This window comes from Paractinoplanes abujensis, from assembly GCF_014204895.1.
Taxonomy (GTDB): domain Bacteria; phylum Actinomycetota; class Actinomycetes; order Mycobacteriales; family Micromonosporaceae; genus Actinoplanes; species Actinoplanes abujensis.
Genome location: NZ_JACHMF010000001.1, coordinates 6,276,580 through 6,303,038 on the forward strand (window position 1 = coordinate 6,276,580; position 26,459 = coordinate 6,303,038).

The window sequence follows — 26,459 nt, forward strand, 5'->3', positions numbered from 1 at the left end:
ATGGTGGACCATCGGCCGACCATGAACGACGTGGCTCGCACCGCCGGGGTGAGCCTCAAGACGGTGTCCCGGGTGGTCAACGGCGAGACGACGGTCGCTCCCGACCTGGCCGCACGCGTCCACGCGGCCGTCGAGTCGCTCGACTACCGCCCCCATCTGGGCGCGAGCATGCTACGCAGAAACGACAGACGCACCCGTACGATCGGCGTCCTGCTCGACGACGTCTCGCACCCGTTCTCGGCGGCCGTGCACCGGGCCGTGGAGGACCAGGCCCGCGCCCGCGGCATCCACGTGCTCACCGGCAGCCTCGACCATGATCCCGTACGGGAGAGGGCGCTGGCCGCGGCGTTCGCGGAGCGCCAGACGGACGGTCTCATCCTGGCCCCCAGCGGCGCCGACCTGGACCCGCACACCATGCCGGTCGTCTACGTCGACCGCGTCCCCACCGGCGCCCCCGGCGACACGGTGATCTCGACGAACATCTCCGGGGCGGCCGGCGCCGTACGCCACCTGATCGCCCACGGCCACCACCGGATCGGCTTCCTCGGCGGCGACCGGCGGCTGTCCACGGCCCGCGAACGCTACACTGGCTACCAGCGGGCCCTGGGCCGTCGCGCCGGCCCGGCAGTGCACGATCTGCACGATCCGACCGCCGCCTGCGCCGCCGCCGTAGCCATGCTGCGCGGCCCCGACGCGCCCACGGCCCTCTTCACCACACAGAGCACGGTCACGATCGGAGCCGTACGGGCTCTGCGCCGCCTCGACCGCCAGCATGCGGTGGCCCTGGCCGGCTTCGACGACTTCCCCCTGGCCGACCTGCTCGACCCACCCGTCACGGTGGTCGCCCAGGACCCGTCCCGCATCGGCGAGACAGCCGCACTGGCCCTGTTCGAGCGCATCGACGGCTACGCCGGCGAACCCCGCGAGATCCGCATCCCCACCACCCTGATCCCCCGCGGCTCGGGCGAACTCTAGACCGGCCGGTTGCCGTTCGGGGATCCGCGCCGGTCAGTGCGCTGTGGCAGGTCACCGCCCGTGACAGAGCGGCGCCGCGGGAGGACCCGCGGCGCCGCCCTCATCGGAAGAGATCTGTCAGGGGAAGTTGGTGACCGTGGAGGGGGTCACGTTGCTGGCCTGGGCCGGGGCGCCGATGTTGTTGACCACGTGGTCGATCGTGCCGCTGGCCAGGGAGATCGTGAAGATGTTGTGGAGCTTCACGCCGCCGTTGGCCGGGGCCTGGAAGCCGTTGGCCGAGTGGACGTTCGGGTTGGCGTTGAAGAACGCGTAGCTGCCCATCGCCCACGCTTCGTGGTTCTGGACCGTGTTGGCGACCTTGTACGCCGGGTAGCCCAGCGCGTCGCTGCGCCACGCGGCGTTGGACGGCGGGTCGTACGGCTGCTCGTTCTGCAGGAAGTACGTGCGGCCGCGCTCGCCGTTCCAGATCACCTCGTCCTTCTGGTAGTGCTCGACGAACAGCCCGTACGTGGTGACGTCGTTGCCGTTGACGATCAGTCCGTGGTCGGCCGTGTTGATGGTCCAGCCGATCGTGCCCGCGTTGCCGTGGTCGCCGCGCCAGGCCCAGATGTGGTCGACGATCACGTTGTTGCTGTTGATCAGCAGGCTGTTGGTGGCCTTGCCGGCGATGTAGCCACCGATCCGGAAGAACACGTCCTGCACCGTCGTCGGGTTGGCGGCGTGGTTGGCGCTGCTGCCCGACGGCCCGATCACCAGCAGGTTCGGCGAGTTGGTGGTGCCCGCGTCGAAGAGCACGCCGGCGATCTTCACGCCGTCCACGTCGGCCACCTGCAGGCCGGTGACGCCGTTGTCCGGGATGATCGTCGCGTAGCCGAGGCCGAGCACCACGGTGTTGGCCCGGGTCACGTTGATCGTCTGGTTGATGTGGTAGATGCCGGGCTGGAAGATCAGGTTCAGGCCCTGGGCGAGCGCCTGGTTGATCCGCGCGGCGGTGTCACCCGGCTTGGCCACGTAGAACTGCGAGAGCGGGATCGACGTACCGGGGGTGTTGCCGTTGACCCACGACGCGCCAGTGCTGTTCGTCTTGAGGCTGGGCACGAAGACCGCGTAGTCGCTGCCGTTCTGGTAGAGGTACGGCTTCTCGCGGATCACCGGGGTGGTCGGGATGACCGTGTACGGCGGGTTCGGGTAGCTGGCGGCCGGGGCCCCCTGCACGCCGACGAAGGTCTGGTTCCACACCGCGTTCGTGTTCGAGGCGATCGCGCTGTTGCGGGTGAACCACTGCTGCTGCGAGTACTGGCCCAGGGTCCCGGTGATGCGCGAGTCCGAGATGTAGCCGCCGGACGCCCAGCCGTAGCCGTTGGGGGCCAGGTTCAGGTTGCCCTGGATGTCCATGCGGCGGAACGGCGCGGCCTGCGAGACGGCCCAGCGGTTGGTGCCGTTGACCGGCCGTACGGACAGGTTCTCGGTGCTGCGCCAGAAGTTCTGGGTGGCGTTGCCCTGGAACCAGCCGGCGTCGACGGTGATGTCGCCGTTGATCCGTACGTCCTGCGGGTTCTGCCCGAGTCCGACGACCGAGGTGTAGAAGCCGACCTGGATGTTCAGGTTGTTGTAGGTGCCCGGCTTGAAGGCCAGCACGTAACGCCCGGTGCCGAACTGCGCGGTCTCCTGCTGCGCGAAGATCTGGTCGGCCCGCGCCTGGATGCTGGCGCTCGACATCGACGGGTCGAAGACGACCACGTTGGTGCCGAGGCTGCCGCCGCCGGGGATCGGGTCGCCCGTCGGCGGGGGCGTGGTCGGCGGCGGCGTGGTCGGGGGTGTGGTGCCACCGCCGCCGTAGACCTTGAACTCCCACAGCGAGTAGCCGTAGCCGGTGGTGCGCTGGGTGCCGTACATGCGCACGTACCGGCCGGTGCCGTTGACCGTGAGGTTCTGGTTGCCGCCGGTCGACGTCGTGGTCGAGTAGATGCTGGTCCAGCTGCTCGCGTTGTCGGAGACCTGGATCTGGAAGGCTTTGGCCGCGGCCGTCTCCCAGTTCAGCTCGACCCGGCTGATCGCCTGCGAGCTGCCCAGGTCGACCTGCAGCCACTGCGGGTCGCTGAACGCCGACGCCCAGCGGGTGCCGGCGTTGCCGTCGACGGCCTCGGAGGCGAGGTAGGCGCCGGCCGCCTCGGTGGAGGACGCGGTGGCCGGTTTGCCCTGCGAGAGCAGGGTTTCGGCGGCACTGGCACCGCCTGCGGTGGCCGCGGCATAACCCGCGACGACGGTGGCGATGAGACCGCTGACCGCGGCCAATCGCCAGGGGGAGCGCCTCCGCTCGGGTGCGGAGGAGACGGGGATGGTCATTGCTTCTCCTTGGGCGGGGATGCGCAAGGGGGACTCTTGCGCCCTAGGGAAGACCGGACTCTCCTCACGGGTGTTTGGAGAGCGCTCCCCCGCGATCGACGCTATGGACGCGTTCATCAGCTGTCCATAGATGAACACGGTTCCGGAACCGGGCCGGTCTTGCGCCCGAAATCTTCGCCGGAGCGCTGCCCTTTCGGGCAAAGTGCCAGGTCAATCCCGTACGGCGGATGCCCGTTCGATCTTCTGAGGGCTTGATAACGAAGACCTCGGAACCGGTTCCGCCACGCCTTGATTAAACTCCCGAACCAGGCAATTCGGGTGATCTTTGAACCGCCGCATCACGGAAAGCGCTTCCCTGCCTACGCTGTCCCGGTGCGTCTGGTCCTCACGAGCGACACCCACCTGCCCAAGCGGGCCCGCGACCTGCCCGCCGCCCTCTGGGCCGACATCGACGCGGCCGACGTCGTCATCCACGCCGGCGACTGGGTCGACGAGGCCACACTGGACGCCTTCGAGACCCGATCGAACCGGCTCATCGCCTGCTACGGCAACAACGACGGCCCCGGCCTGCGGTCCCGCCTCCCCGAGATCGCCCACGCCGACCTGGACGGCCTGCGCCTGGCGGTGATTCACGAAACCGGCCAGTCCACCGGCCGTACCGAACGCATGGCGGCCCGCTTCCCCGACCTCGACCTGCTCGTCTTCGGCCACTCCCACATCCCCTGGGACACCACCGCCGCCTCCGGCCTGCGCCTGCTCAACCCGGGCTCACCCACGGACCGCCGCCGCCAGCCCCACCGCACCTACCAGATCGCCGAGATTCGAAACGGCGAACTGACAGACGTACGGCTGATAGCGCTCTAGACCGGTTCGGTCTGTCGGGCGGGATCCTCATCTGTCACCATGATCTCCCTTCGATGAAGGTGCAACGTTTTCGCGTCCTGCTACGTCTCTATAGGCAGGCCCCGGACGGCGCCGGTCGGCATCCCTCGAATGTGAGAGTCATGATTCAGCGACGCAAGGTGATCATCGGCGCGATCGGGGTTGCCGCGGCCGGTGCGGCCGCCGGGTGTTCCGGCAGCGGCAAAGGCAACGGGGGCGCCGGCAGCTGGGTCGGCACGGCGGACGACGGCAAGCAGACAGTCGCCGCGCCGGTGAAGCTGACGGTGACGCCGGCCAACGGGAACACCGGCGCGTCACCGATCAAGCCGATCGTCGTCCGCGCCACCGACGGCAAGCTGCAATCGGTCGTCGTCACCGCGGGCAAGTCCAAAATCGCGGGCACCATGCAGGAAGACGGAACCTGGCAGTCGACCGGCGACCTCGCCTACGGGCGCAAATACACCGTCACCGTCACCGCCGCCGACAGCGCGGGCACGACGAGCACCGAAAAGAGCAGCTTCACCACGCTCAAGCCGGAAAAGACGGCCACGGTCACCTTCCAGGCCAACTCCATGGTCGCGCTCAAGGACGGCAAGACGTACGGCGCCGGACAGCCCGTGATCGTCCACTTCAGCAAGGCCGTCAACAAGAACGCGGCCGAGAAGGCGATCGAGATCAAGACGTCGCCCGCCGTCAAAGGCAAGTTCTACTGGCGCGACGACAAAACCGTGCACTGGCGGCCCGCGAAATACTGGACCGCCGGCACGAAGATCGAGGTCACCGTCAAGGCGTTCGGCGTCCAACTGGGCAAGACCACGTACGGGGCCAAGGACGCGTCGACGACGTTCCGCATCGGCCGCCAGTTGATCGCCATCAGCGACAACCGCACCCACATGACGAAGGTCTACATCGACGGCAAACTCGTCCGCACGATGAAGAGCAGCCTCGGCAAGGGCGGCGGCACCACCGGCGCCAACGGCGAGCGCATCAGCTACTGGACGGCCGGCGGCCCGCACGTCGTGCTGGGCAAGAAGCGCAAACACACAATGAGCTCGGCGACCTACGGCGTCACCGACCCGAAAGACCCGAACTACTACGTGTCGGAGAACATCGAGTTCTGCACCCGCATCACGTACTCCGGCGAATACCTGCACGCCGCGCCGTGGAACGGTTCGCTGGGCCGAGCCAACAAATCGCACGGCTGCATCAACCTCAGCACGGCCGACGCCAAGTGGGTCTACAACAACTTCCTGATCGGCGACATCGTCGACGTCACGAACAGCCCCCGAGACCTCCCCATCTGGAACGGCCTGGGCGACTGGACAGTCCCCTTCGACAAGTACGGCCGCGACACCTGACCGACCGGTCTCGCCCCCGTCGTTCGTCACAGAGCAGATCCCACGTACGCGCAACGCCGTCCGCCCTCAGCGGTGGAGGGAAATTGCTACCGTCGCGAGACATGACCGGCCGCCCGCGCGCGCACGAAGGCGGAGAGGGTGACGAGCCGCCACCTCCCGCGCGTCCGGACGGGTCCACCGGCTCACCTTCGCCTCACGAGCCGGCGAACATCGCGCAAGCGCAGGAGCAAGTCCACGAGACCGCGATCGACGGGCACCTCGGGGCGTCGAGATCGGGCGAGGCGGCTTCGCCGCCCGCGTCGGGGACGAGCCGGCAGTCCCTACTCGACGAGTTGGGTGATCGGGAGATCAAGCACAACGCCGAGGACATCGTCGCTATCGGCCGGAACGGCGCCGGAGAGATCGTCTTCCTGGAGAACGGGAACAGCCGGGCGGGGCTGACCCCACATCACCGAACGGCATGCCGACGACTTCGCCAACGTCGGTGTCCCGCTGGAGAAAGTCGGCAGCCTGGTCTTCGCGGCGGTCACTGAGGGAACTCAGATCGGTGCGCAACGCACCCGGCCGATCTACGAGGTCTTGTTCGAGGGAAAGACGTATAAGCTCGCCGTCTCGGTGGGATCCCATGGCTTCATCGTGGGGGCGAATTCTGTTGGCCGCTAACTTCGAGGACGTCCGGCTCATGGCCGACTACGAGAGCTATCCGCTCTGGCGGCGCGACGCGGACCAGGTGTCAAATCTCGATCCCGGCCTGCTCCCGATCAGCCCGGAGCTCGCCGCGGCTCTGATGAGCTGGGCCGACGAATACGACCGGACGCTCGACCGCGATGACCCGGTCGCTTCCGGGTTTGCCGAGCCCGCGGCGGAAGTCGCCTTCGCGGCTCGCGGCGAGACTCTGGCCCGCCGGTTGGTGAGCGAGCTCGGCCACGCCGTCAGCTATTTCGATCTCCGGGTGGGCCGGGACATCACGGTCGACAAGTGATGGGTCAGCCTTTGACTGCGCCTGCGGTGAGGCCCTCGGTGAGGAAGCGCTGGCCGAAGGCGTAGATGATGACCACGGGGATGCTGACCAGCAGGGACGCCGCGGCTAGTTGGCCCTGGGGGACGACGTCGCCGGCGATCATTGACTGCATTCCTACCGGGAGCGTTTTGTATTCGTCCTTGGTGATGAAGACGAAGGCGAACAGGAACTCGTTCCAGGCGTTGGTCAGGGTGAACAGGGCGACGGCCAGGAGTCCGGGCTTGGCCAGGGGCAGCACGACGCGGCCGAAGGCCTGGATGCGGGAGCAGCCGTCGACCAGGGCGGCCTCCTCCAGGTCGGCCGGGATCGACGAGAAGTAGCCGGCCAGCAGCCAGGTGGCGAACGGGATGGTGAAGGTCGGGTAGGTCACCACCAGCGACCACAGCGAGTCGGTCAGTCGTGCGCCGATGAGCAGCTGGTACAGCGGGATGAAGAGCAGCGCGCCCGGCATCACGTACGTCAGCAGGACCGTGACGGTGAAGCCTTGGGCGCCGCGGAACCGTAGGCGGGCCAGCGCGTAGCCGGCCAGGACGGCGCAGATCAGGGCGACGATCGTGGACGCGGCCGACACCATCAGGGTGTTGAGGTACCAGCGGCCGAAGGGCTGGTTGGTGAACAGGGCGCCGAACTGCTCCCAGGTCCAGGGGGTGGGCCACAGGTCGTTGATGCGCGCGACGACTTGGCCTTCGGTTTTGAAGGCGGTGACGGCGATCCAGTACATGGGGCCCAGCACGAAGGCCAGCAGCCCGGTCAGGGCGATGCCGGACACGACGGAGGCCGTACGGTGGCCGCTGGAAACGACCCGGCCGACCGCCACCGCGATCAGCAGGATCACCGCGAGGATCAGGGCCGCCTTCCAGAAGATCTGCGGTGACGCCCACGCCAGCAGACCGGTGATCAGCACGGCGAAGGGCCACAGGGGTATCCGGCTCGGTTTGACGTCGGCGTCCTGGCGCAGCAACCGGACGAGGAAGAACACGAGCGCGGCGATGATCGGCAGCATGACGAGGGTGACCGCTGCCCCGGCCCCGTACTGGAGTTGCAGGATCGCTTTCGAGTAGGCCACGAGGACGTAGGGCGCGGTCACGTCGCCGGGGCCGCCCTGGGTCAGCAGCCAGATGAGGTCGAAGTTGTTGAACGTCCAGATCGAGGACAGGGTCACCGTCACGGTGATCACGTGACGCAGGCCGGGCAGGGTCACGTGCAGGAACCGTTGCAACGCCGAGGCGCCGTCGATGGTGGCCGCCTCGTACTGGTCGGTGGGTATGGCTTTGAGACCGGCGAGGAAGCAGACGGTGAAGAACGGCACCCCCTTCCACACGTTGACGAGGATGACCGACGGCATGGCCAGTGACGCGTCGGACAGCCAGCCCGCGGGCCAGCTGTCGACCAGGTGCGACCAGGCCAGCAGCGGCCCGAGGCCCGAGTCGGTGAGCAGAGTGTTGACGCTGCCGAAGATCGGGTCGAGCAGCGCGCGCCAGCTGAACGCCGTCACCACCGTCGGCACCACCCACGGCACCAGCAGCAGCCCGGTCAGCAGGGCCCGGCCCCGCCGCAGGTTGTGCAGCAGCAGGGCGGCGGCCAGGCCCAGCACCACCTTGAAGATCTCGGCGTAGGCGGTGAAGACGAACGAGTTGACCACGCCGGTACGGAACTGGTCGTCGCCGGCCAGGGCCAGGTAGTTGCCGAGACCGACGAACACGCTTTCCGACCCGTGCCGTTCCGTGGTGCTGGTGATGATCGACCTGACGATCGGCACGAGCACCAGCGCGCCGACCAGCACTGCCGTGGGCGTCAGGAACAGCGCGGCCAGCCGCCAGTCCCGCCCCAGACGCCGCTGGGTCGTGGTGAGCGAGCCCGGCCCGGGCTCGCGGACGATCAACCTCACTGCGGCAGCCCCTGCTGGGCGAAGATCTGCACCATCTTGGCGTGGGCCGCCGTCACGGCCTGCGCGGGCGCCGCGCCCTGCACGACCTGCTGCATCATGTCGGTGAGGACGTAGGCGGCAACGACGGCTTGCTGACCGGCGCTGGCTTTCTGCGGGAACGTCAGCCCGTTCTTGGTGGACAGTGGCAACGGCTGCTGGGACATGGTGCGCACCATGGGGAATGCCGGGTCGCCGCCGGTGAAGTACGGGTCGGCGTCCCAGACCTTCTCCCAGGCCGGCATGACCAGGCCGGGCGCTTCCTTCGACACCCCGACCAGTGCGGGCGCGCTGACCAGGTACTGCGCGAGCAGCTTGGCCAGCGCGGGGTTCTTGGCGCCTTTGAAGACCACGAAGCCTTGGGACTGGCCGAGCAGCAGCGACTTGTCGGTGGCCGGTCCGATGCAGTCCGAGAAGACGTGGGTGTTGCCGTACACGGGGTTCTTCTTGGTGCGGGAGTCCGCGTAGACGCTGAAGCTGTTGCGGGTGTAGCCGAGGACCCCGGCCAGCCAGTTCTCGTTGTTGCTGGTGTCGGTCCAGCTGGCCACTCCGGGTGGCAGCATCGGCTTGAACTTGGGGTTGGTGTAGATGTCACCCAGGAAGGTCACCGCCTGCACGGTTTCCGGGGAGTCGAAGGTGACCTTCCGGCCGTCGTTGGAGGCGATGGCCCCGCCGTACGAGTTGATCAGCGCCTCGATCATCCCGTTGCCGTCGCCGGAGCGGTTGACCGTCATGCCCCAGCCGAAGCGGCGCTTACCCGGGTCGGAGATGGCCAGGCACAGGTCGCGCAGCTCCTCCCAGGAGTACACGTCCTTGGGCGCGATGCCTTTCTCCTGCATCCAGTCCTTGCGCAGGAACGAGCCGATGCCGATGAAGTGGTACGGGATGGCGTACCACTTGCCGTCGAACACGCAGAAGTTCTTGGCCTCCGCGCAGGGCTCGCCGTAGACGGCGGTCAGCGCCTTCACGACGTCGGTCACGTCTTCCAGGTCGCCCAGCGCGTGGAACTGCGCGATGAACCGCGAATCGGTCATGAAGGCCAGGTCGCGTGCCACGCCACCCTTGACCTCGGCGTCGATCTTGGCCACGACGTCGCCGGCGTCGGCCTGGACCAAGCTGTTCTCGATCTTCGTTCCGGTGGCGTCGGCGAACTTCTTGATCGAGCTGTCGAGCGCCTCGTTGGCCGCCGTGGAATACAGCTTCTGCGACAGCAGGCCCATCGCGGAGCCCTTGAGCGACGCCGCCGCGTCGAGCAGCTCCTTCGGCACTTCCGCCTGCCCGCTGCTGGTCGACGAGGAGGTGCCGCCGCATGCGGCCAGGCCGGCCGCGCCGAGCACGCCCACCCCCATCCCCAGGAAGTCGCGCCGGGACCACGACGTCTTGTCCCCCATGACATTCGCCTCCTTCGCCCCATCACTGTTCGAGATATCGAACTGTGTTCGAAATTTCGTCTAGAGTGGACGCGACGGTAGAGGACCCTCACGAAGGGTGTCAATGTCTCGATGCGGCTTTTGGCCAGGAACGGAAAGTGGGCTACCGGGCCGAGTGACCCATGCGGGCCGAGAGTGTGGCGGCCCCGTCCCGCACCAGCGCGGTCCACTCCTCGTGCGCCTGAGGGGTCCAGCGGATGATCGGCGCGGAGACGCTCATGGCCGCGATGACCACGCCGGCATGGTCGCGGACCCCGGCGGCGACGCAGCGCATGGCGGTGTCGGACTCGCCGACGTCGACCGCGACGCCCTCCGCCCGTACGGCCTCGAGCTGGGTCAGCAAACGGTCCGGATCGGTGATGCTCTCCGGCGTCATGCCGGGCAGCACGCCCTTGGCCAGCACGCCGTCCAATGTGGCCCGATCAAGAGCGGACAGCAGGACCTTGCCGACCGCGGTGCAGTGGGCCGGCAACCGCCGCCCGACCGCGGACACCATCCGTACGGGATGAGTGCTGTCGACCTTGACGAGGTAGATCACGTCGGCTCCGTCGAGCACGGCCACGTGCACCGCCTCGTTGCAGGCAGCGGCCACCTCGCGCGTGACGATCTGGGCCTCGCGCACCAGGTCGAGCCGGCCGGCGAACGCCGCACCCAGCTGGAACAGCGGCATGCCGAGCCGATACTGCACCGGCTGGCCCGGCACCGGGATCAGGTAGGAGCGTTCCACCAGGGTGACGAGCAGCTCGTGCACGGTGGTGCGGGGCAGGTCGAGCCGCTCCATCACGTCGCGGGCCGACAACTGGGGGCGGTCCAGGAACAGCTCGAGCAGATCGAGCGCGCGGACGACCGCCGGTACGACGCGGGCCATGCCGACGAGGGTATCCGGCCTGTTTCCGCACCTCACAAACCTAGGATGATCGAATGGCGATATCCCTTCACCACCTGCGGACCGGCTCGGCGACGCGGTGGGCGGTGCACACGAGCGACGGATGGCACGAGCTCGACGGCACCCTGGCCGACCTGCTGGCCCAGCCGCTCGACCAGGCCCGGGCCACGATCGAGGCCGCCGCCCGCGAGGCCACCGGCGAACGGCCCGGTGGACAGGCGCTACCACCGCTCGACGAGCAGGAGGTGTGGGCGGCCGGAGTCACGTATCTGCGCAGCCGGGACGGCCGCAAGGAGGAATCCGGGCACGGCTCGCTGTACGACCACGTCTACGACAACGACCGTCCGGAGATCTTCTTCAAGGCCAGCCCGTGGCGGGTGGTCGGCGACGGCGACGCGGTGGGGATCCGCGCCGACTCCGGGTGGGACGTGCCCGAGGCCGAGGTCGGCCTGGTGCTCAATGCGGCCGGGGAGATCTTCGGATACACCCTGGGCAACGACATGAGCAGCCGGTCCATCGAGGGCGAGAACCCGCTCTACCTGCCGCAGGCCAAGGTCTACGACCGTTCCTGCGCGCTGGGCCCGGCCATCGTGCCGGCGTGGGCGGTCGAGCCGGGCCCGATCCCGGTCGGGCTGCGGATCCTGCGGGACGGGCGGGCGGTCTTCACCGGCACGACCTCGACGGCGGCGATGGCCCGCGGCTTCGACGACCTGGCGGCGTGGCTGTTCCGGGCGCTGAGCTTCCCGGCCGGCGCGGTCCTGCTGACCGGCACCGGGGTCGTGCCGGAGCCCGGCTTCACCACGCAGCCGGGCGACGTGATCGAGATCGCCTCGGCGGCGCTGGGGACGCTGACCAACCCGGTCGTGTCGATCTAGCTGGTCAGGTCCAGGGCGGCCCGTCGGGGGTCACCGTTCCAGCGGCTCGCGAAGGCGTCCTGCAACCGCCAACCGGCCTGGGTCAGGGCGCGCCGGCGGTTCAGGTGGGCCTCGGGGCCGTCCGGGTGGGGCGCGCACAGGATGCCGGTAGGGTCCTCCGGCGGGCCGATGCAGAGGTCGATCGTCCAGCGCCCCACGGCGTACGCGGGCCGGGTCGGCACGTCCAGACGGCGCAGCTCGGTCGCCAGCTCCGCGGCCCAGCCCGGCGCCGCCGACATGTCCGGCTGGGTGGCCGTGGGCGGGGTCTCGGCGTACGCGAAGAACTCGCCGAGCAGACCGCCGGGCCGGTCCAGCGCCGTCACCACCACGAGTTTGCGCCGGGCCCGGGTCACCATCACGGTGAACAGGTTGGGGTCGGCCACGAAGCGGCGGCGGCCGGGCGGGTCGTCCGGGCTCAGACCCAGCGACACGATCACGACCTCGGCCTCGCTGCCCTGGAAGGCGTGCACTGTGCCCACGCGCAGCCCCAGCTCCTCGATCCGTTCGACCGGGTAGGCCTCGACCAGCGCCGCCTCGAGCGCGTCGGCCCGGGGCCGGAACGGTGAGATCACGCCGATCCCGCGCGGTCCGGCCGCCGCTTCCTTCTCGACGGCGGCGAGCACCGCGGCGATCTCGTCCGACGCGTGGATCACGTCGATCGCGTCCGCGTGCTCGCTGGCCGGCGTCCGGGTCAGCACGTCGAGCCGGTCGCCGTAGAAGCGCCGCGCCGGGAAGCCGATCAGGTGCGGCACGCTGCGGTGATGCTCGGCCAGCCAGGTCGCCGGGGACGCGCCCGCCGCCAGGTCGTAAGTGCTGACCCGGCGTACGTCCAACCGCTCATCGGCCTCGTGCCGCGCGAGCACCTCGGCCACGTCGACGTCGCTCACGAACGAGACGAACCGCAGCTGGCGGGGGTCGCCGACCACAAGCGCGCGGCGGGCCCGGGCCAGCACGGGAGCCGCGCGAACCTGGTCGACGTGGGAGGCCTCGTCCAGCACCACCAGGTCGAACAGCCCGGGCGCGGCGGGCAGCAGGTCCTCGACGTCGGCGACCGTGCCGATCCACAGCGGGAGAGCGCGTACCACTGGCCCGGCGTCGATTGTGGACAGCAGTTCGCGGCGGCGGTTACGGCCGGCTCGCAGCGCCACTGCCAGGTCGGCGACGCCCCGGCGGGCGGCCCGGTCCCAGCGACGTCGACTGCGGGCACCGCGGCGCATGGCCTCACCCGTCGCACGGGCCAGCGCGTCCTCGGCCTCGTGCAGGGCGGCCCACCGCGGTTCGAGGTCGGTGCCGCCGGTCGCGGCGAGGTGGGCGGCGGCGCGCTGGGCGGCGGCCGCGGCCAGAGCATCCCTTACGTGTTCGGCTGATCCCATCCGCCGCAACGTCCACCAGCGGGCCAGTCCACCCCGGTCGAGCCGGGCTACGACCCGGTCCACGTCGACGCCGTCGCGAAAGGCACCGGGCACCTCGGCGGCCAGTCCCGCGAGCCGGGGTTGCCATTCCGGCAGCTCGGCCGCCCGCCTTTCGAGCTCGAGCGCCGCCGTCACCTCGGACCGGAGTTCCCGTACGGCCGCAAGCGCGCACCGGACCGCCTCGGCGTCGGCCCGCAGGTCGTCGTCGGTCGCGCCGCCGTCGAGGCCGGCGGTGAGCTCGGTGGCCAGGCTCTCCCGCCGCGCCGCGTCACCGAACAGCACCGGAACCGGCCCCGGATAGCGGCCCAGCAGCCCGGCCAGCACCTCCGCGGCATGCGAGGACTGGGTGGCCACGAGCACGGACCCGCCGCGGTGCACCACCTCGAGCGCGGCCGCGACGACGGTGTGGCTCTTGCCGTTGCCCGGCGGCCCCGAGACCACGGTGATCGGGGCCGTGCGCACCCGGCGCACCACCTCCGCCTGCGCCTCGCTCAGCGGCAGCGGCGACACCACGTCCGCATGGTCCTCCTCGGACTCCGCACAGGTGTCGTAGAGCGCGGCCAGGGCCGTGCCCGCCAGGTCGCGGCCCGCCCAGCTGCGCAGGCCGTCGGCGAGACCGGCCCCGAAGACGTCCCGCACCACGAACAGCGCGGGCTCCGGCACCAGCACGACCCGGTCGTCGGGAGCGCGGCGCCCGGTGGCCAGCGCGTCCACCGGCAGCCCGGTCGCCTCGGCGGCCGACCACAGCCACGCCTTGCTCCCGGTCGCCTCCAGCCAGCCCGGCCCGGCCACCCCCGGCGCCGCCTCCAGCGCGGCCGCGAGCGCGCGGTCGGCGATCAGCGGCGTGATCTCGACGTCGCCTGCCGGGGCGATGCGGTAGCCGAGCAGTCCGCGTTCCAGCTGCACGGGCTGGCTCAGCAACGGCACCCGGATCTTGCGCGGCTTGCCCTCGACCTCGGTGCGCCCGACCAGGAACCCCCAGCCGCGGCGCAGCGGCCTTTCCTCCCGGTGCAGCGCCCCGATCGCGGCGAGCCGGTTGGCCTCCCTGGTACGGCCGACCTTCTCCGCGTCGTCCAGCCAGATCAGCGGGCCACCCCGGCTGACGTCCAGCTCACGGTCGTTCCCCGCCGGAGCCAGTTCGGCCAGCACCTCGAGCACACGCGACGGCACCATCGCGCCCGAGGTTACCGCCGTCAGCGCAGCGCGACCGGCCCGGCGTCGATCGGGATGCGGAACAACGCGTACGGGTACTCGCGGCGATCCTCGTCCTGCTGGTATTTGGCCTGGCGGTGCAGCTGGTTGGCGGTCACGTAGACGTAGCCGTCGGCCACCGCCATCGTGTCCGGCCAGAGCAGCCGCGGGTCGTGGGCCAGGGTCTCGAAGGAGCCGTCGGTGTTGCGGCGCAGCACCGCCCGGTGTTCCCAGTCGGTGAGGTAGAACCGGCCCTGGTCGTCGGTCTCGAGCCCGTCCGAGCCGCCGCCCTTGTCGCCCTCGTCGACGACGGTGGCGGCCACGTCGGCGTCGCTCATCCCCCGGTCGAACAGCGCGTCGGCGGAGACACTGTGCCAGCGCCGCGAGATCAGCGGGCAGTAGTGGACGCGCGACCCGTCGGCGGCGATCGCGATGCCGTCGGCGCCCATCGTGACCGGGCTCGGCGGGCCGTCCTTCGGCCGTTCCAGGAACGGCCGGCCCTCGACGATCGGCAGCATGTCGGCCGGGGGCAGCGCCTTGGTCGACGGGTGGTCGTGCAGCCGCCGCCAGGCCTGGCCGGTGTGCAGGTCGACCACGATCAGGCCGTTGGGCCCCTGATCGGCCGAATCGGTGATGAAGGCGGCGTTACGGCGCAGATCGAACCGCACGTCGTTGAGGTAGGTGGTCGGCAGGGCGACGTCCGGGTCGAACAGGATGGTGCGGACGACCTGGTCGGTGGTCAGGTCGACGCAGACCAGCTTGGGGCCGCCGTGCTCGGTGGGCTGGAACATCGGGCTGCCGGTGTCGAGGATCCACAGGCGGTCGGCCGGGTCGACGACCACGCTCTGCACCGAGACCAGCGCCTCGGGGTCGGCGTCGCCGTTCGGGGTGTTCCAGTCGAGATCGGGATAGGGAACCGGCTCGCCGTCGCGGATCTCCGCCACCGTGTACCGGACGTCGTCACCCCACTTGGGGAAGTTGACGAAGATGCGGCCGTTGCGGGAGACGGCGACCCCGGTGGGCATCGGGCCGGCCTTGAAGAGGTGGACGGTTTCGAGGGTTTGATCGCTCACGCCGCGCCGCATACCCGCGGAGGCGAGCCCTAAGGCTCCAGGACGGACCTGGAGCCTCAGGACGTCGGTCAGCCCAGGTCGACGCTGGGGTAGAGCGGGAAGCCGGCCAGCAGCTCGGCCGCCTGCTTGTGGACGCGGTCGGAGACGGCCGGGTCGAGGTGGAACTTGGCCTTCGACGTGGCGTCGGGGGTGGTGCCGGCCAGAACCGTGTGGATCAGCTCGGCGATCTGATCCATCTCGGCCACGCCCAGGCCACGCGAGGTCAGGGCGGGGGTGCCGACCCGGATGCCCGAGGTGTACCAGGCGCCGTTCGGGTCGTTCGGGATCGCGTTGCGGTTGGTGACCACGCCCGAGTCGAGCAGGGCCTGCTCGGCCTGGCGACCGGTCAGGCCGAACGGGTGCACGTCGATCAGCACCAGGTGGTTGTCGGTGCCGCCGGAGACCAGCTGCACGCCCCGCTTGGTGAGGCCCTCGGCCAGCGCCTGGCTGTTGGCGACGATCTGCTGGGCGTAGGTGGCGAACGACGGCTGCCGGGCCTCGGCGAACGCGATCGCCTTGGCCGCCATCACGTGGGCCAGCGGGCCGCCCAGCACCATCGGGCAGCCCCGGTCGACCTGCTCGGACAGCTCGGGCTGGGCGAACACGGCGCCACCGCGCGGGCCGCGCAGCGACTTGTGCGTGGTGGTGGTGACGATGTGCGCGTGCGGGAACGGGCTGAAGTCGCCGGTGAACACCTTGCCCGCGACCAGACCGGCGAAGTGCGCCATGTCGACCATGAACGTCGCGCCCACCTCGTCGGCGATCTCACGCAGGGTCGCGAAGTTCACCTTCCGGGGGTACGCCGAGTAGCCGCCCACGATGATCAGCGGCTTGAACTCGCGGGCCGTCTCGCGCAGGGCCGCGTAGTCGATCTGCCCGGTGGCCGGGTCGACCCCGTACGAGCGCTGGTCGAACATCTTGCCCGAGATGTTGGGCCGGAAGCCGTGAGTGAGGTGGCCGCCCGCGTCGAGCGACATGCCCAGCATGCGCTGGTTGCCGAAGGCCTGCCGCAGCTCGGCCCACTCGGCGTCGGTCAGGTTGTTGATCTGACGCTTCTCGAACTTCTGCAGGTACGGCACCTCGACCCGGTCGGCCAGGATCGCCCAGTAGGCCACGAGGTTGGCGTCGATGCCGGAGTGCGGCTGCACGTACGCGTAGGGGGCGTCGAACAGGGCCTTCGCGTGCTCGACGGCGATCGACTCGACCGTGTCGACGTTCTGGCAGCCCGCGTAGAAGCGGCGCCCGATCGTGCCCTCGGCGTATTTGTCGGACAGCCAGTTGCCCATCGCGAGCAGCACGGCCGGCGAGGCGTAATTCTCGCTCGCGATCAGCTTGAGCGACTCGCGCTGGTCGGTCAGCTCCTTGGCGATGGCGTCGGCGATGCGCGGCTCGACGGACCGGACCACGTCGAGGGCGGAGCGAAATGCGGTGGATTCGGCGTTCAGCTCGGACATGGGACCTCTCTATCACTGTGCAGAGGCCCAGGCGCACGGCAGGTCGTCGCCGATCTGCTCGGCGTCGGAGCCGCTCCCCGATGGTTGACCACCTTGACGCGCCAGTCACGGCCCGTCGGTGAGCATACCCGGCGGGCCGGACCCGGGCACTAGCCTGATCATCGTGAACGGCGTGCAGATCCTGCTCATCATCGGCCTGGGCATCTTCGTCTCGTCCATGGCACGACGCCGCGGGGTCGAGCCAGGGATGATCATCGTGGTGCTGGCGGCCGCCGCGTCGTTCATCCCGGGGGTGCCCCGCCTCGAGCTGGAGAGCGAGGTCATCCTCGCGATCGTCATCCCGCCGCTGCTCTACTCGGCCACCCGCGGCGCCTCGTTCGCCAACTTCGGGGCCAACATCAGATCCATCTGGGCGCTCGGCGTCCTGCTGGTCGCGGTCACCTGTGGCGCGCTCGGGTTCCTGTCGTCGTGGCTGCTGCCCACGCTCGGGCTGTCGGTCGCCTTCGTGCTGGGCGCGGTGCTGGCCCCACCCGACACGATCACCACCGTCTCGCACGGCGACGAGATCGGGCTGCCGCAACGGGCCACCACGATCCTCACCGGCGAGAGCCTGGTCAACGACGCCACCGCGCTGACCCTGTTCAGCATCGCCGTGGCCGCCGTCAACGGTGAGCACACCACCTGGTCGGGTGGGTTCCTGGAGTTTCTCCGTACGGCGTCGATCGGGCTCGGCATCGGCGCCTTGTTCGCCTACGGCGCGCTGCGCATCCGCAAACGGCTGCAGAACCCGACGCTCGAGACGTCACTGGTGCTGCTCGTGCCGTTCACGGCGTTCCTGGCCGCCGAGGAGGTGCACGCGTCGGGCATCCTGGCCGTGGTCATGGCCGCCTTCTCGATCAGCGTGAACCTGACGCTCGACCCGCAACATCAGTACCCGGGCGGCTACCGGACGCGGCTGCAGGAGGAACAGGTCTGGCGGGTGCTCGACTTCCTGCTCGAGACGTTCGTCTTCGCGTACATCGGCCTGCAGCTGAAGTTCGTGCTGGCGGAACTGGCCGAGTCGGAGAACCCGGGACTGGCCCGCACCCTGGTGGCGGCGGCCGTCCTGCTGGTCGCGGCGATCGTGCTGCGGCTGGCCGGCGTGTTCGTCATCTTCGGGCGCTGGCGGCTCAAGGAGATCGGGACGGAGCGCCGGGCCGAGTCCGACGTCTACTTCCGGGCCCGCTACCAGCGCTGGCGCGAACGGCACGAACGCCGGGGCGGGGTGCCGCTGCCCGCGCCCACCACCAAGGAGATGGTGCTGGTGGGCTGGACGGGCATGCGTGGCATCCTCACGCTGGCCGCCGCCGCCTCGATCCCCGAGCACACCGCGTCGGGCCAGGAGTTCCCCGGTCGCGACGCCATCCAGGCCATCGCCCTGTTCGTCACGCTGGGCACACTGCTGTTGCAGGGCACGACTATCGGCTGGCTGGCCCGCAAGCTCAACATCGACGTGACCGCCGAACGGGCCGAGACCGAACGGCTGCGCGCACGCGGCCGGGAACTGGCGGCCGAGGCGGCATCACAGCCGGCCGCCGACGTCGACGCGTCCTTCGAGGCCCAGCGGCTGGCGCTGGGCAAGGCCGTACGCGACCGGGTGCTGCCCGAGGAGATCGCCCGCGAGCTGATCGAGGACGTCGACCTGCGCCAGGCCGCCCGCCACACCGGCGACTAGGGCCACGCGCGGCTCACCTGTTGTCGCTTGCCGGTCCGTCCGGACGACCGCCCCGGCCCGACCGAGGCAAGGGGGTGAGGGCCCCGCCCAAGTGACCCCCACCCCGGTCTCAGCGCCATCGCATCGGGTCGCCAGGCTAGCGGCGCAGCGACGCCTCGTCGTGATGCCTGTGGATAACGCAACACTGTGGACAACTCGCCCGGACCCAGGTTGATCTGCTCCGGGCGATGTCGTGTCGACGCACGGCGCAGCGAAGCACTCGGCGAAGGCGGCCGGGTCGGCACTCCATGCTGACTCGAGACTCTGCAGCGCGGCCTGACCTGCGCATCAACCATCCCCGGACGCGAACCTGTCACGCAGGGGCGACGGACAGCGAACTCAAAGCGCACGCACAAGAACCGGACCTACGGTGAATTTCCAGCGTGCGGCAACCCGACGAGGAGCGAAGCGATGGCACAGGACACCGGACCGGTTTACCAGGGACGACTGCTCCCCCGGCCCGACGAGGAGGTCGTCGACCAGGGGCTCGGGTTCGACCTGGGCACGCTGGCCAGCCGGCGGCACGTGCTGCGCGGGTTCGGGCTGGGCGCCGCGGTGCTCGGGCTGGCCGCCTGCGGCAGCAACTCCTCCAGCACGTCCTCGTCGCCGACCACAGCGGCGAGTTCGGCCGCGGCCACCGGCGAGATCCCGGACGAGACCGCCGGCCCCTACCCCGGCGACGGGTCGAACGGGCCCGACGTGCTCGAGGAGAGCGGCGTGGTCCGCAGCGACATCCGGTCGAGCTTCGGCACGGCGAGCGGAACGGCCCAGGGCGTGCCCATGACCCTCGAGCTGACGATCCTCGACATGGCCGACGACGACGCACCGTTCAAGGACGTCGCCGTCTACGTCTGGCACTGCGACCGCGAGGGCCGCTACTCGCTCTACAGCGAGGGTGTGACCGACCAGAACTACCTGCGCGGGGTCCAGATCGCCGACGACTCGGGCCGGGTGAAGTTCACCAGTATCTTCCCGGCCTGCTACTCGGGCCGGTGGCCGCACATCCACTTCGAGGTCTACCCCGGCCAGGCCGACATCACCGACTCGGCCAAGGCCATCGCCACCTCGCAGGTCGCGCTGCCCAAGGATGTCTGCGACAAGGTCTACGCCACCACCGGCTACTCGTCCTCGGTGAGCAACCTGAGCCAGATCAGCCTGTCGTCCGACAACGTCTTCGGCGACGACGAGGCCGCCCTGCAGACGGGCGCGGTCTCGGGCGACGTCTCGGGCGGGTTCACCGTGACGCTGACCGTGAAGGTGGACACCTCGACCACGCCCAGCGGCGGTTCCCAGCCCGGCGGGGGCGGACCCGGCGGCGCCCCGCCGAGCCGCTGAGTTCCGTAACCAGTTTTACTTGCCTGTAACACACGTATCGACAAGACTGACTTCGTCGGACGCACCCCGCCGCCGAATCCCCCACCGGATCACCTCGGCCGTTCCCCGGACCGATACCGGCGCGGCGGCGAGGGTGCGCTCCTGCTCTCTCAGCCGATCCGCAGGCTCAGCCACAGCGCCAGCACGCCCGCCACCAACGCGGGCGGCACGGTCAGCACACCGAGCTTGAGAAAGTCGCGCGGGTCGGGCGCCGCGTCGTGGGTGTGCAGGATCTGCCGCCACAGCAGCGTCGCCAGCGAGCCCACGTAGGTCAGGTTGGGCCCGACGTTGACCCCGATCAGCATGGCCAGCAACAGTCCCGGCTTGGCCTCGACCACGGGCAGCAGGGCCAGCGTGGCCGGGAGGTTGTTGAGCAGGTTGGCCAGCAGCGCGGCCAGGGCCGCGACGGCCAGCAGGCCGAGCAGGTCGGCGTGATCGGGCACGACGGCGCCGAGGAACCGCTCCAGGCCGTGCCGTTGCACCGCGAGCACCACCACACCCAGGGCCAGCACGAAGGCGCAGAAAGGCAGGTTGGCCTCGCGGATCAGGGTGCGCGGGCCGACCCGGCGCGGCACGGCCAGCAGGACCGCGCCGGCCACGGCGACCCAGGCCGGGTGCACACCCAGCGGGTGCACGACCGCAAAGCCGATCAGGGTCACCGCGAGCACGATCAGCGCGTACCGCGGCGGCGGGCCGTTGCCGCCGTCAGGCCTCGGCTCCTCGCGCGCCACCAGGTCGGCGCGGAAGAAGCGGCGGAACACCAGGAACTCGACGACGATCACGGCCAGCCAGGGCAGCGTCATCAGCCCGGTGAAGCCGAGGAAGGTCAAGCCGCTGGCCGCGAAGGCGAGCAGGTTGGTCAGGTTCGACACGGGCAGCAGCAGCGACGCCGAGTTGGCCAGGTGGGCCGAGGCGTACGCGTGCGGACGGGCGCGGGCGCCGACGCGAGCCGCCGTGGCCAGCACGACCGGGGTCAGCAGCACCACCGTAGCGTCCAGGCTGAGGAACGCGGTGGTCAGGGCGGCCGTGACGAAGACCGCGGCCAGCAACCGCGGCGGGTCGCCCCGGCTGATCCGGGCCGCGACCCGTCCGGCGTACCGGAAGACGCCGTGCTCACCGGCCAGATGCGCGAGCACGAGCACGGCCGCGAGGAAGCCGACCGTCGGGCCCAGCTCGCGGAACTCGGCCACCGCGTCGTCCCACGACACCAGGCCGAACGCGATCGCGAGGGCGGCGGCGGGCACGGCGGCGACCGCCTCCGGCAGGCCGCGCGGGCGCACGACGGCGAAGACCAGCACTGTGGCCAGCAAAGACGCCGCGATGATCAGTGACACCGCCGCAGGTTACGAGTCGGGCGTCTCCAGCGCACTGTCGAAAACGGCCTGGGAGCCTGAGACGGTGAGCACACGGGCCACCGAGCCCGTCGCGCCGACCACCCGGAAGGTCGCGTTGCCCGCGACGGCCGCGTTGAAGCCGTCGATCAGCGCACCGAGCGCCTCGGAGTCGATGAACGTGACGCGGGCGAGGTCGACCGTCACGTCTTCGTGCTCGGTCAGCGCGTCGATGATCGCGGTGCGCAGCTCGTCACGCGCATTGATGTCCAGCTCGCCGCTGGGGCGCAGGACGGTCGCGGGTCGGTCGGCCGCACGCTCCTGGCCGATCTGGTAGTAATCCGCCACGGGCGCATTTCTACCAGGACTACCGGGATTCAGCTCGGGAAGCTCGCCCAGACGTGCTTCGTGAGATCGGTTCGATACCAGCCGACGTCGATGGCGAAAGTCTTCGTGAGCTGCAGTCCGAGCCCACCGGCACCGAGCGGCCGGTCGGCCGCTATCTCTGGGAGCGTTCCCAGATCGTGATCGGCGACATCGAGGATGAGTCGCTCGTCGTGCCGCAGCAGCACCACCTCGGTGGGCGGCAGACCGTGCCGCAGGGCGTTGGTGGCCAGCTCGGTCGCGACCACCGCCATCCTGTCGAACAGGTCGTCGGTCTCGTCGGTGTGGTGCTTGATGGCCTCGCGCAGCGCAGCCCGTAAATCGCGGAGCTCGCCGAACGAGTCGAGCTTCCAGCGGCGCAGCTCGGCCGCCTCCGGATGGGGAGCCAGAGGGCGCAACGCGGACATGTCTTCCATCTTTCCTTGCCGTCTTGGTTTGACACTGGCCCGTGCGGGTCACCAGAGAGACCGGACGGCTTAATCCTTCCCGACCGCACATCGACCGCCGTGAGCCCCGGAGCAAGATCCTCTCCGTATATTTGCTATCACGCAAAGTAACTCATACTTTCGGCTAGTCTTTCCTGGCCTTGTCGGCTAGGTTGGTCATAACCGAACGGCCAAGTGTGTGCGGCTGACGGAGATCGCATCGATCACTGTCAGCCTGCAGATAGGGACACCCGACCGACCGGGTCCAGCAACACAGGGACCGGGCTCTCCGGAACAGGTGCCAGGGAGGACCACTGACATGACCGTCACCGAGACCACCAGCACGACGCCGGCCGAGACGCTTCCGGCCGCGGCCACCGCGCCCGTCGACAGCGCCGCCGAGCTGCTGAACGCGATGGCCGCGATGCCGGCCGGCCACCCGTCCCGCGCCTCACTGCGCGACCGGGCGATCGAGGCCTGGCTGCCGCTCGCGCGTCACCTCGCCCACCGCTACTCGGGCCGCGGCGAGCCCACCGACGACCTCGTGCAGACCGCCACCGTGGGCTTGATCAAGGCGGTCGACAAGTTCGACCCCGAGCGCGGCGTCGACTTCGCCGGCTACGCCATCCCCACCATCATCGGCGAGATCAAGCGCCACTTCCGCGACCGCACGTGGTCGGTGCGGGTGCCGCGGCGCCTGCAGGAACTGCGCCTCGCGATCACCGAGGCCAACAGCACGCTGACCCACTCGCTCGGCCGCTCGCCGACAGTGGCCGACGTCGCCGCCCACCTGGGCGTCACCGAGGAAGACGTGCTGGAAGGCCTGGAAGGTGCGCGGGCCTACAACGCCACGTCGCTCTCCACCCCGATCAGCGCCGACGGCACCACCGAGCTGGGCGACACCCTCGGCGGTGAGGACTCCGAGTTCGAGCTGGCCGAGACCCGCGTGGCCCTCGGCCCCGCGCTGGCCACGCTCGACGAGCGCGAGCAGAAGATCCTGACGCTGCGCTTCTACGGCAACCTGACCCAGTCGCAGATCGCCGACCAGATCGGCATCTCCCAGATGCACGTCTCGCGCCTGCTCACCAAGGCCCTGACCAAGCTGCGCGGCCAGCTGGCCAGCGACACCCTGTAAGCCCCACAGTCGTTCGTGGCCGGCCCGGTTCGGGCCGGCCACGAGTGCTTTCGAACCGGTCCGAGTCAGCGCCATGCTTTTCGATGACCTCCCGCAGCGCACCCAGGAGGGTGTCCAGTCCCGATCGCCGGATTCCCGCCTTCAGAAGGCTGCGAATCACCCAGGACCTGACGCGGGCACGGTCTTCAGCCGAAGGTGACTGCCTTCTTCCGCAGGTTCGGAGTCATCTGGTGATCAAGACGCTGACCGCCTCGTCAGCCTGCAGCAATCCACTCAGGCGAGGGGCTTGATGCCGGCGTAGCCGGTGGCGAGGCGGAACGGGGCCCGCAGGGTGGAGCCGGTGCCACCCAGCAGCACCAGGGCGCCTGTTGACTTTTCGACGGCGGCCAGGTCGGGGTAGCCGTCGCGGTCGAAGTCGCCCACGCTGATCAGGTCGCGCAGGTCGGTGCCGGTGACGCCCAGGGCCAGGCGTTTGCCCGTGAAGCCACCCTTGCGGCCCGTCCACAGGTAGAGCCGGCCGTCGGTGGTCAGGCGGGCGGCCAGGTCGGGGAGGCCGTCGCGGTTGAAGTCGCCCGCGCCGGCCAGCTCGGTCTTGTCGCCCCAGCCGGCGCCGACCAGGCGGGCGTTGGCCAGCTTGGTGCCGGGCCGCCCGGCGTACAGGTAGAGCAGGTTGCCCGGGGAGACCGCGAGCAGGTCGGGGTAACCGTCGCCGGTGAGGTCGCCGATCGCGGTGATCTCGCGCATCTTCTGCCAGCCCGCGCCGACCTTTTTGCGCGGGCCCAGACCGGTGGCCGTACCCGGGTGGAACCACACGTCACCGTTGGTCTGGCGGGCGATCACGTCTTCGCGGCCGTCCCGGTTGAGGTCGCCGATGCGCACGATCGCGTTCATCGCGCCGAAGCCGGCGCCCAGTGTGCGCCGCTGGTTGGTGTCGACCAGCGAGCCGTTGCCGGGGAAAGCCGACAGGTAGCCCGTCGCCGACCGGCCCAGCACGTCGGACCAGCCGTTGCCGGTGACGTCGCCCGATTTTGTCCGGGGCAGCGGCGCGAAGTCGACGTAGTCGTTGTCGATGTTGATCGTGACGCCGCCGTACGTCTCCTTGTGGCCGCCGCGGTACTGCTTCATCCGCCGCTTGCCGGGCCAGGCCGTGGCCGGGATGAGCGGGTCGGTGAGAGTGACCTTCTGGTCCCAGCGGGCGAAGTCCACATAGTCGGGCCGGGTGTAGCCGGGTTTGGCGTAGCTGGCCACCTGGTCGGCGACGCCCGACGCGACGCTGGAGTAGAAGCCGGAGAAGTAGCCGTTGTCGTGGAGCCGGGCCGTCCAGCCGTTCATGAACGCGAGCACGCCCTGGCGGCAGGCGGCGTCGTCCATCCGGTACGACTCCATGTCGTAGATGAGCACGCTCTCGCGGGCCAGCCCGAGCGCCTGGGCCTGGGCCGCGGCGTCCGACGCGGCGACCCGGCCCTGGGTGCCGGCGGTCGCGTTGTCGATCAGCTTGCGTCCGCCGCCGATGGTCGTGCAGGTGGCTTGCGGTCCCACGTAGAGCGGCAGCAGCTTCCAGCCGGCCTGCACCTGCTCCTTGACCCAGGCCGCGGTGAGTTGCGGCTGGGCACAGCCCCGGTTGACGCCACCGATGTAGATGCCGATCGCCTTGTACGGCGATTTGGCCTTCCACGCCTTCATCGAGGCGCTCGGCGGGGCCGTGCAGGCGTCGAACGCCTCACCGGTGAAGCTGCCCGGCTGGACGGTCGAGAAGGTCGCGGCGTCGGCCCGGGTCAGCGCGAACGACGACATCCCGGCCACGACGGCGGCGACGAGCGCGCCGATCGCGATCTTGCGAGGGGAGAGGCGCGGACGCGCGGGCAGTCGAGACATGACGGCCCAGCAAAGCAACCCGCTTACTGGACCGCCACCACCGAACGGACTTTCTGTCGTGCCCGGCCGGTCAGCACCAGTGCCGCCGCCAGGCCCAGCGCGCCCAGTTCCATCGCCGCCCCGACCAGCGGTGTCGAGTCGTATCCCCAGCCCACGGCGATGGCCCGGCCGCCCAGGTAGGCCCCGGCCGCGTTGCCCAGGTTGAAGGCCGAGACCGCCGCCGACGACACGATCAGGTTCTGTCCGTCGTCGTCGGCCGCCGTGATCACCCGGGTCGTCAGCCCGGGGACGGTGGCGTAGGCGACCACGCCCAGCGCGAACAGCGTTACCGCGGCCGGCACCCGCGAGTGGGCCGTCCACGCGAACACGACCAGCACGATCAGCATGGCCACGGACGCGCCGACGATCGTCCCCATCAGACGGTGGTCGGCCGCGCGGGCCCCGATCACGTTGCCCAGCACCAGCCCGAGCCCGAACAGCACGAGCAGCCAGGGCAGTGCGCCCGAGCCGAACCCGGCCACGGTGGTCATCAGCGGGGCCACGTACGTGAAGGGTGCGTAGACGGCCCCGAAGGCGAGCGCGGTCATGCCCAGCGCCAGCCAGACCGACACGTTGCGGAACGCACCCCACTGCGCCCGGGCGCCCGCCGCGCCCCCGCCGGCCGGCACGAAGGCCCAGGTGGACAGCGCGGCCACCCACCCCAGCAGGGCCATCGCCCAGAAGGTGGCGCGCCACCCGAACTGCTGGCCGAGCAGCGTGCCCAGCGGCACCCCGGCCACGCTGGCCAGCGTGATGCCGCTCAGCATGGCGGCGATCGCGCTGCTGCGCCGTTCGGGACGCACGAGGTCACCGGCCACGATCGTGGCGATGCCGATGAACGAGCCGTGGCAGAGCGCGGCCACGATCCGTCCCGCCATCATCAGTCCGTACGCGGGGGCGACGGCCGAGATCAGGTTGCCCGCGACGAAGAATCCGAGCAGGGCGATCAGCACCGGTTTGCGCGGCCGCCGGGCGACCAGGGCGGTGAGCAGGGGGCCGCCGATCACCACGCTCAGGGCGTACGCGGAGATCAGGAGGCCCGCGGCCGGGATCGTAACGGCGAAGTCGGCGGCGATGTCGGGCAGCAGACCGGTGATGACGAATTCGGTCATGCCCAGCGCGAACGTGCCGACGGCCAGGGCCGCGAGCGCGAGACCTGACCGCGACGCCATCCGATCACTCTCACAGTGACGGACGTCTTTTTCAACACCCTGAACAAAGGGCCGCCTACAGTACGA

At 70.0% G+C, this 26,459-nt stretch carries 20 protein-coding genes and 1 riboswitch; of the genes, 8 read left to right on the forward strand and 12 right to left on the reverse strand.

Annotation, left to right across the window (positions count from 1 at the left end):
- On the forward strand, window positions 1-975 hold the full coding sequence (locus BKA14_RS28690; RefSeq protein ID WP_203722652.1) for a LacI family DNA-binding transcriptional regulator: 975 nt from the start codon (window positions 1-3) through the stop codon (window positions 973-975).
- Window positions 976-1,092: 117 nt separating this feature from the next.
- Here BKA14_RS28690 and BKA14_RS28695 read toward each other — a convergent pair whose 3' ends face one another.
- The gene (locus tag BKA14_RS28695; protein WP_184953925.1) at window positions 1,093-3,321 is read right to left on the reverse strand and encodes a discoidin domain-containing protein; all 2,229 of its coding nucleotides are present in this window, start codon (window positions 3,319-3,321) and stop codon (window positions 1,093-1,095) included.
- A 372-nt stretch (window positions 3,322-3,693) separates the two neighbouring features.
- Here BKA14_RS28695 and BKA14_RS28700 point away from each other — a divergent pair, with 372 nt between their 5' ends.
- The 3 genes from BKA14_RS28700 to BKA14_RS28710 all read left to right on the forward strand — a co-directional run bounded on the left by BKA14_RS28700 (window position 3,694) and on the right by BKA14_RS28710 (window position 6,543).
- Window positions 3,694-4,185, forward strand: a complete 492-nt coding sequence (locus BKA14_RS28700) for a metallophosphoesterase family protein (protein WP_184953926.1) — start codon at window positions 3,694-3,696, stop codon at window positions 4,183-4,185.
- Window positions 4,186-4,325: 140 nt separating this feature from the next.
- Window positions 4,326-5,561, forward strand: a complete 1,236-nt coding sequence (locus tag BKA14_RS28705; RefSeq protein ID WP_184953928.1) for a L,D-transpeptidase — start codon at window positions 4,326-4,328, stop codon at window positions 5,559-5,561.
- A gap of 652 nt (window positions 5,562-6,213) precedes the next feature.
- Entirely contained in the window at window positions 6,214-6,543 is a 330-nt protein-coding gene (locus tag BKA14_RS28710) for an immunity protein CdiI family protein (protein ID WP_184953930.1), read from the forward strand.
- 4 nt (window positions 6,544-6,547) lie between these two features.
- On the opposite strand, the gene BKA14_RS28715 is transcribed toward BKA14_RS28710, so the two are convergent.
- The 3 genes from BKA14_RS28715 to BKA14_RS28725 form a co-directional block, all read right to left on the reverse strand.
- Window positions 6,548-8,470, reverse strand: coding sequence for an ABC transporter permease (locus BKA14_RS28715; protein ID WP_184953931.1), 1,923 nt, complete (start codon window positions 8,468-8,470; stop codon window positions 6,548-6,550).
- Window positions 8,467-9,897 (reverse strand): extracellular solute-binding protein, encoded by a 1,431-nt coding sequence (locus tag BKA14_RS28720; RefSeq protein ID WP_184953933.1) that lies wholly within the window; start codon window positions 9,895-9,897, stop codon window positions 8,467-8,469. The genes BKA14_RS28715 and BKA14_RS28720 overlap by 4 nt, the downstream gene beginning before the upstream one ends.
- A gap of 142 nt (window positions 9,898-10,039) precedes the next feature.
- Complete coding sequence (locus tag BKA14_RS28725) at window positions 10,040-10,804, reverse strand: IclR family transcriptional regulator (protein WP_184953935.1); 765 nt, start codon at window positions 10,802-10,804, stop codon at window positions 10,040-10,042.
- A 53-nt stretch (window positions 10,805-10,857) separates the two neighbouring features.
- Between BKA14_RS28725 and BKA14_RS28730 the strand changes: the two genes are divergently transcribed.
- On the forward strand, window positions 10,858-11,697 hold the full coding sequence (locus BKA14_RS28730) for a fumarylacetoacetate hydrolase family protein (protein ID WP_184953936.1): 840 nt from the start codon (window positions 10,858-10,860) through the stop codon (window positions 11,695-11,697).
- Here BKA14_RS28730 and BKA14_RS28735 read toward each other — a convergent pair.
- The 3 genes from BKA14_RS28735 to BKA14_RS28745 all read right to left on the reverse strand — a co-directional run bounded on the left by BKA14_RS28735 (window position 11,694) and on the right by BKA14_RS28745 (window position 16,905).
- Window positions 11,694-14,321, reverse strand: a complete 2,628-nt coding sequence (locus tag BKA14_RS28735; RefSeq protein ID WP_184953937.1) for a DEAD/DEAH box helicase — start codon at window positions 14,319-14,321, stop codon at window positions 11,694-11,696. The two genes, BKA14_RS28730 and BKA14_RS28735, sit on opposite strands and share 4 nt — an antisense overlap.
- 20 nt (window positions 14,322-14,341) lie before the next feature.
- Window positions 14,342-15,412, reverse strand: coding sequence for an L-dopachrome tautomerase-related protein (locus tag BKA14_RS28740; protein WP_239093372.1), 1,071 nt, complete (start codon window positions 15,410-15,412; stop codon window positions 14,342-14,344).
- A gap of 68 nt (window positions 15,413-15,480) precedes the next feature.
- Window positions 15,481-16,905 (reverse strand): glycine hydroxymethyltransferase, encoded by a 1,425-nt coding sequence (locus BKA14_RS28745; protein WP_184953939.1) that lies wholly within the window; start codon window positions 16,903-16,905, stop codon window positions 15,481-15,483.
- Between the two features lie 18 nt (window positions 16,906-16,923).
- Window positions 16,924-17,024: riboswitch (ZMP/ZTP riboswitch) on the reverse strand.
- A gap of 44 nt (window positions 17,025-17,068) precedes the next feature.
- Between BKA14_RS28745 and BKA14_RS28750 the strand changes: the two genes are divergently transcribed.
- Both BKA14_RS28750 and BKA14_RS28755 read left to right on the forward strand, forming a co-directional pair.
- Entirely contained in the window at window positions 17,069-18,619 is a 1,551-nt protein-coding gene (locus BKA14_RS28750) for a cation:proton antiporter (protein WP_184953940.1), read from the forward strand.
- 450 nt (window positions 18,620-19,069) lie between these two features.
- Complete coding sequence (locus BKA14_RS28755) at window positions 19,070-19,993, forward strand: intradiol ring-cleavage dioxygenase (RefSeq protein ID WP_184953941.1); 924 nt, start codon at window positions 19,070-19,072, stop codon at window positions 19,991-19,993.
- 149 nt (window positions 19,994-20,142) lie between these two features.
- Here the strand turns inward: BKA14_RS28755 and BKA14_RS28760 are convergent, their stop codons facing one another.
- From BKA14_RS28760 to BKA14_RS28770, 3 genes are read right to left on the reverse strand one after another with little or no spacing between them, the layout of a single operon-like run.
- Complete coding sequence (locus BKA14_RS28760) at window positions 20,143-21,366, reverse strand: SLC13 family permease (protein WP_184953942.1); 1,224 nt, start codon at window positions 21,364-21,366, stop codon at window positions 20,143-20,145.
- A 9-nt stretch (window positions 21,367-21,375) separates the two neighbouring features.
- A complete protein-coding gene (locus BKA14_RS28765; protein ID WP_184953943.1) occupies window positions 21,376-21,711 on the reverse strand; it encodes an STAS domain-containing protein in 336 nt (111 codons plus the stop codon).
- A gap of 29 nt (window positions 21,712-21,740) precedes the next feature.
- Window positions 21,741-22,154, reverse strand: coding sequence for an ATP-binding protein (locus BKA14_RS28770; protein WP_184953944.1), 414 nt, complete (start codon window positions 22,152-22,154; stop codon window positions 21,741-21,743).
- A gap of 337 nt (window positions 22,155-22,491) precedes the next feature.
- Here BKA14_RS28770 and BKA14_RS28775 point away from each other — a divergent pair, with 337 nt between their 5' ends.
- Window positions 22,492-23,307, forward strand: a complete 816-nt coding sequence (locus tag BKA14_RS28775) for an RNA polymerase sigma factor SigF (protein ID WP_184953945.1) — start codon at window positions 22,492-22,494, stop codon at window positions 23,305-23,307.
- A gap of 273 nt (window positions 23,308-23,580) precedes the next feature.
- Here BKA14_RS28775 and BKA14_RS28780 read toward each other — a convergent pair whose 3' ends face one another.
- Window positions 23,581-25,182: a glycoside hydrolase domain-containing protein gene (locus tag BKA14_RS28780; RefSeq protein ID WP_184953946.1), complete on the reverse strand. Its 1,602-nt coding sequence runs from the start codon at window positions 25,180-25,182 to the stop codon at window positions 23,581-23,583.
- Between the two features lie 23 nt (window positions 25,183-25,205).
- Window positions 25,206-26,393: an MFS transporter gene (locus tag BKA14_RS28785; RefSeq protein ID WP_184953947.1), complete on the reverse strand. Its 1,188-nt coding sequence runs from the start codon at window positions 26,391-26,393 to the stop codon at window positions 25,206-25,208.
- Window positions 26,394-26,459: the final 66 nt, after the last annotated feature.

What these genes read in the sequence shown, in the direction of transcription:
- BKA14_RS28780 (WP_184953946.1), bottom strand. Translation starts at nt 25,182, where the DNA reads ATGTCTCGACTGCCCGCGCGTCCGCGCCTCTCCCCTCGCAAGATCGCG.
- BKA14_RS28745 (WP_184953939.1), bottom strand. Translation starts at nt 16,905, where the DNA reads ATGTCCGAGCTGAACGCCGAATCCACCGCATTTCGCTCCGCCCTCGAC.
- BKA14_RS28725 (WP_184953935.1), bottom strand. Translation starts at nt 10,804, where the DNA reads ATGGCCCGCGTCGTACCGGCGGTCGTCCGCGCGCTCGATCTGCTCGAG.
- BKA14_RS28690 (WP_203722652.1), top strand. Translation starts at nt 1, where the DNA reads ATGGTGGACCATCGGCCGACCATGAACGACGTGGCTCGCACCGCCGGG.
- BKA14_RS28730 (WP_184953936.1), top strand. Translation starts at nt 10,858, where the DNA reads ATGGCGATATCCCTTCACCACCTGCGGACCGGCTCGGCGACGCGGTGG.
- BKA14_RS28705 (WP_184953928.1), top strand. Translation starts at nt 4,326, where the DNA reads ATGATTCAGCGACGCAAGGTGATCATCGGCGCGATCGGGGTTGCCGCG.
- BKA14_RS28755 (WP_184953941.1), top strand. Translation starts at nt 19,070, where the DNA reads ATGGCACAGGACACCGGACCGGTTTACCAGGGACGACTGCTCCCCCGG.
- BKA14_RS28735 (WP_184953937.1), bottom strand. Translation starts at nt 14,321, where the DNA reads ATGGTGCCGTCGCGTGTGCTCGAGGTGCTGGCCGAACTGGCTCCGGCG.
- BKA14_RS28785 (WP_184953947.1), bottom strand. Translation starts at nt 26,393, where the DNA reads ATGGCGTCGCGGTCAGGTCTCGCGCTCGCGGCCCTGGCCGTCGGCACG.
- BKA14_RS28695 (WP_184953925.1), bottom strand. Translation starts at nt 3,321, where the DNA reads ATGACCATCCCCGTCTCCTCCGCACCCGAGCGGAGGCGCTCCCCCTGG.
- BKA14_RS28720 (WP_184953933.1), bottom strand. Translation starts at nt 9,897, where the DNA reads ATGGGGGACAAGACGTCGTGGTCCCGGCGCGACTTCCTGGGGATGGGG.
- BKA14_RS28775 (WP_184953945.1), top strand. Translation starts at nt 22,492, where the DNA reads ATGACCGTCACCGAGACCACCAGCACGACGCCGGCCGAGACGCTTCCG.
- BKA14_RS28770 (WP_184953944.1), bottom strand. Translation starts at nt 22,154, where the DNA reads ATGTCCGCGTTGCGCCCTCTGGCTCCCCATCCGGAGGCGGCCGAGCTG.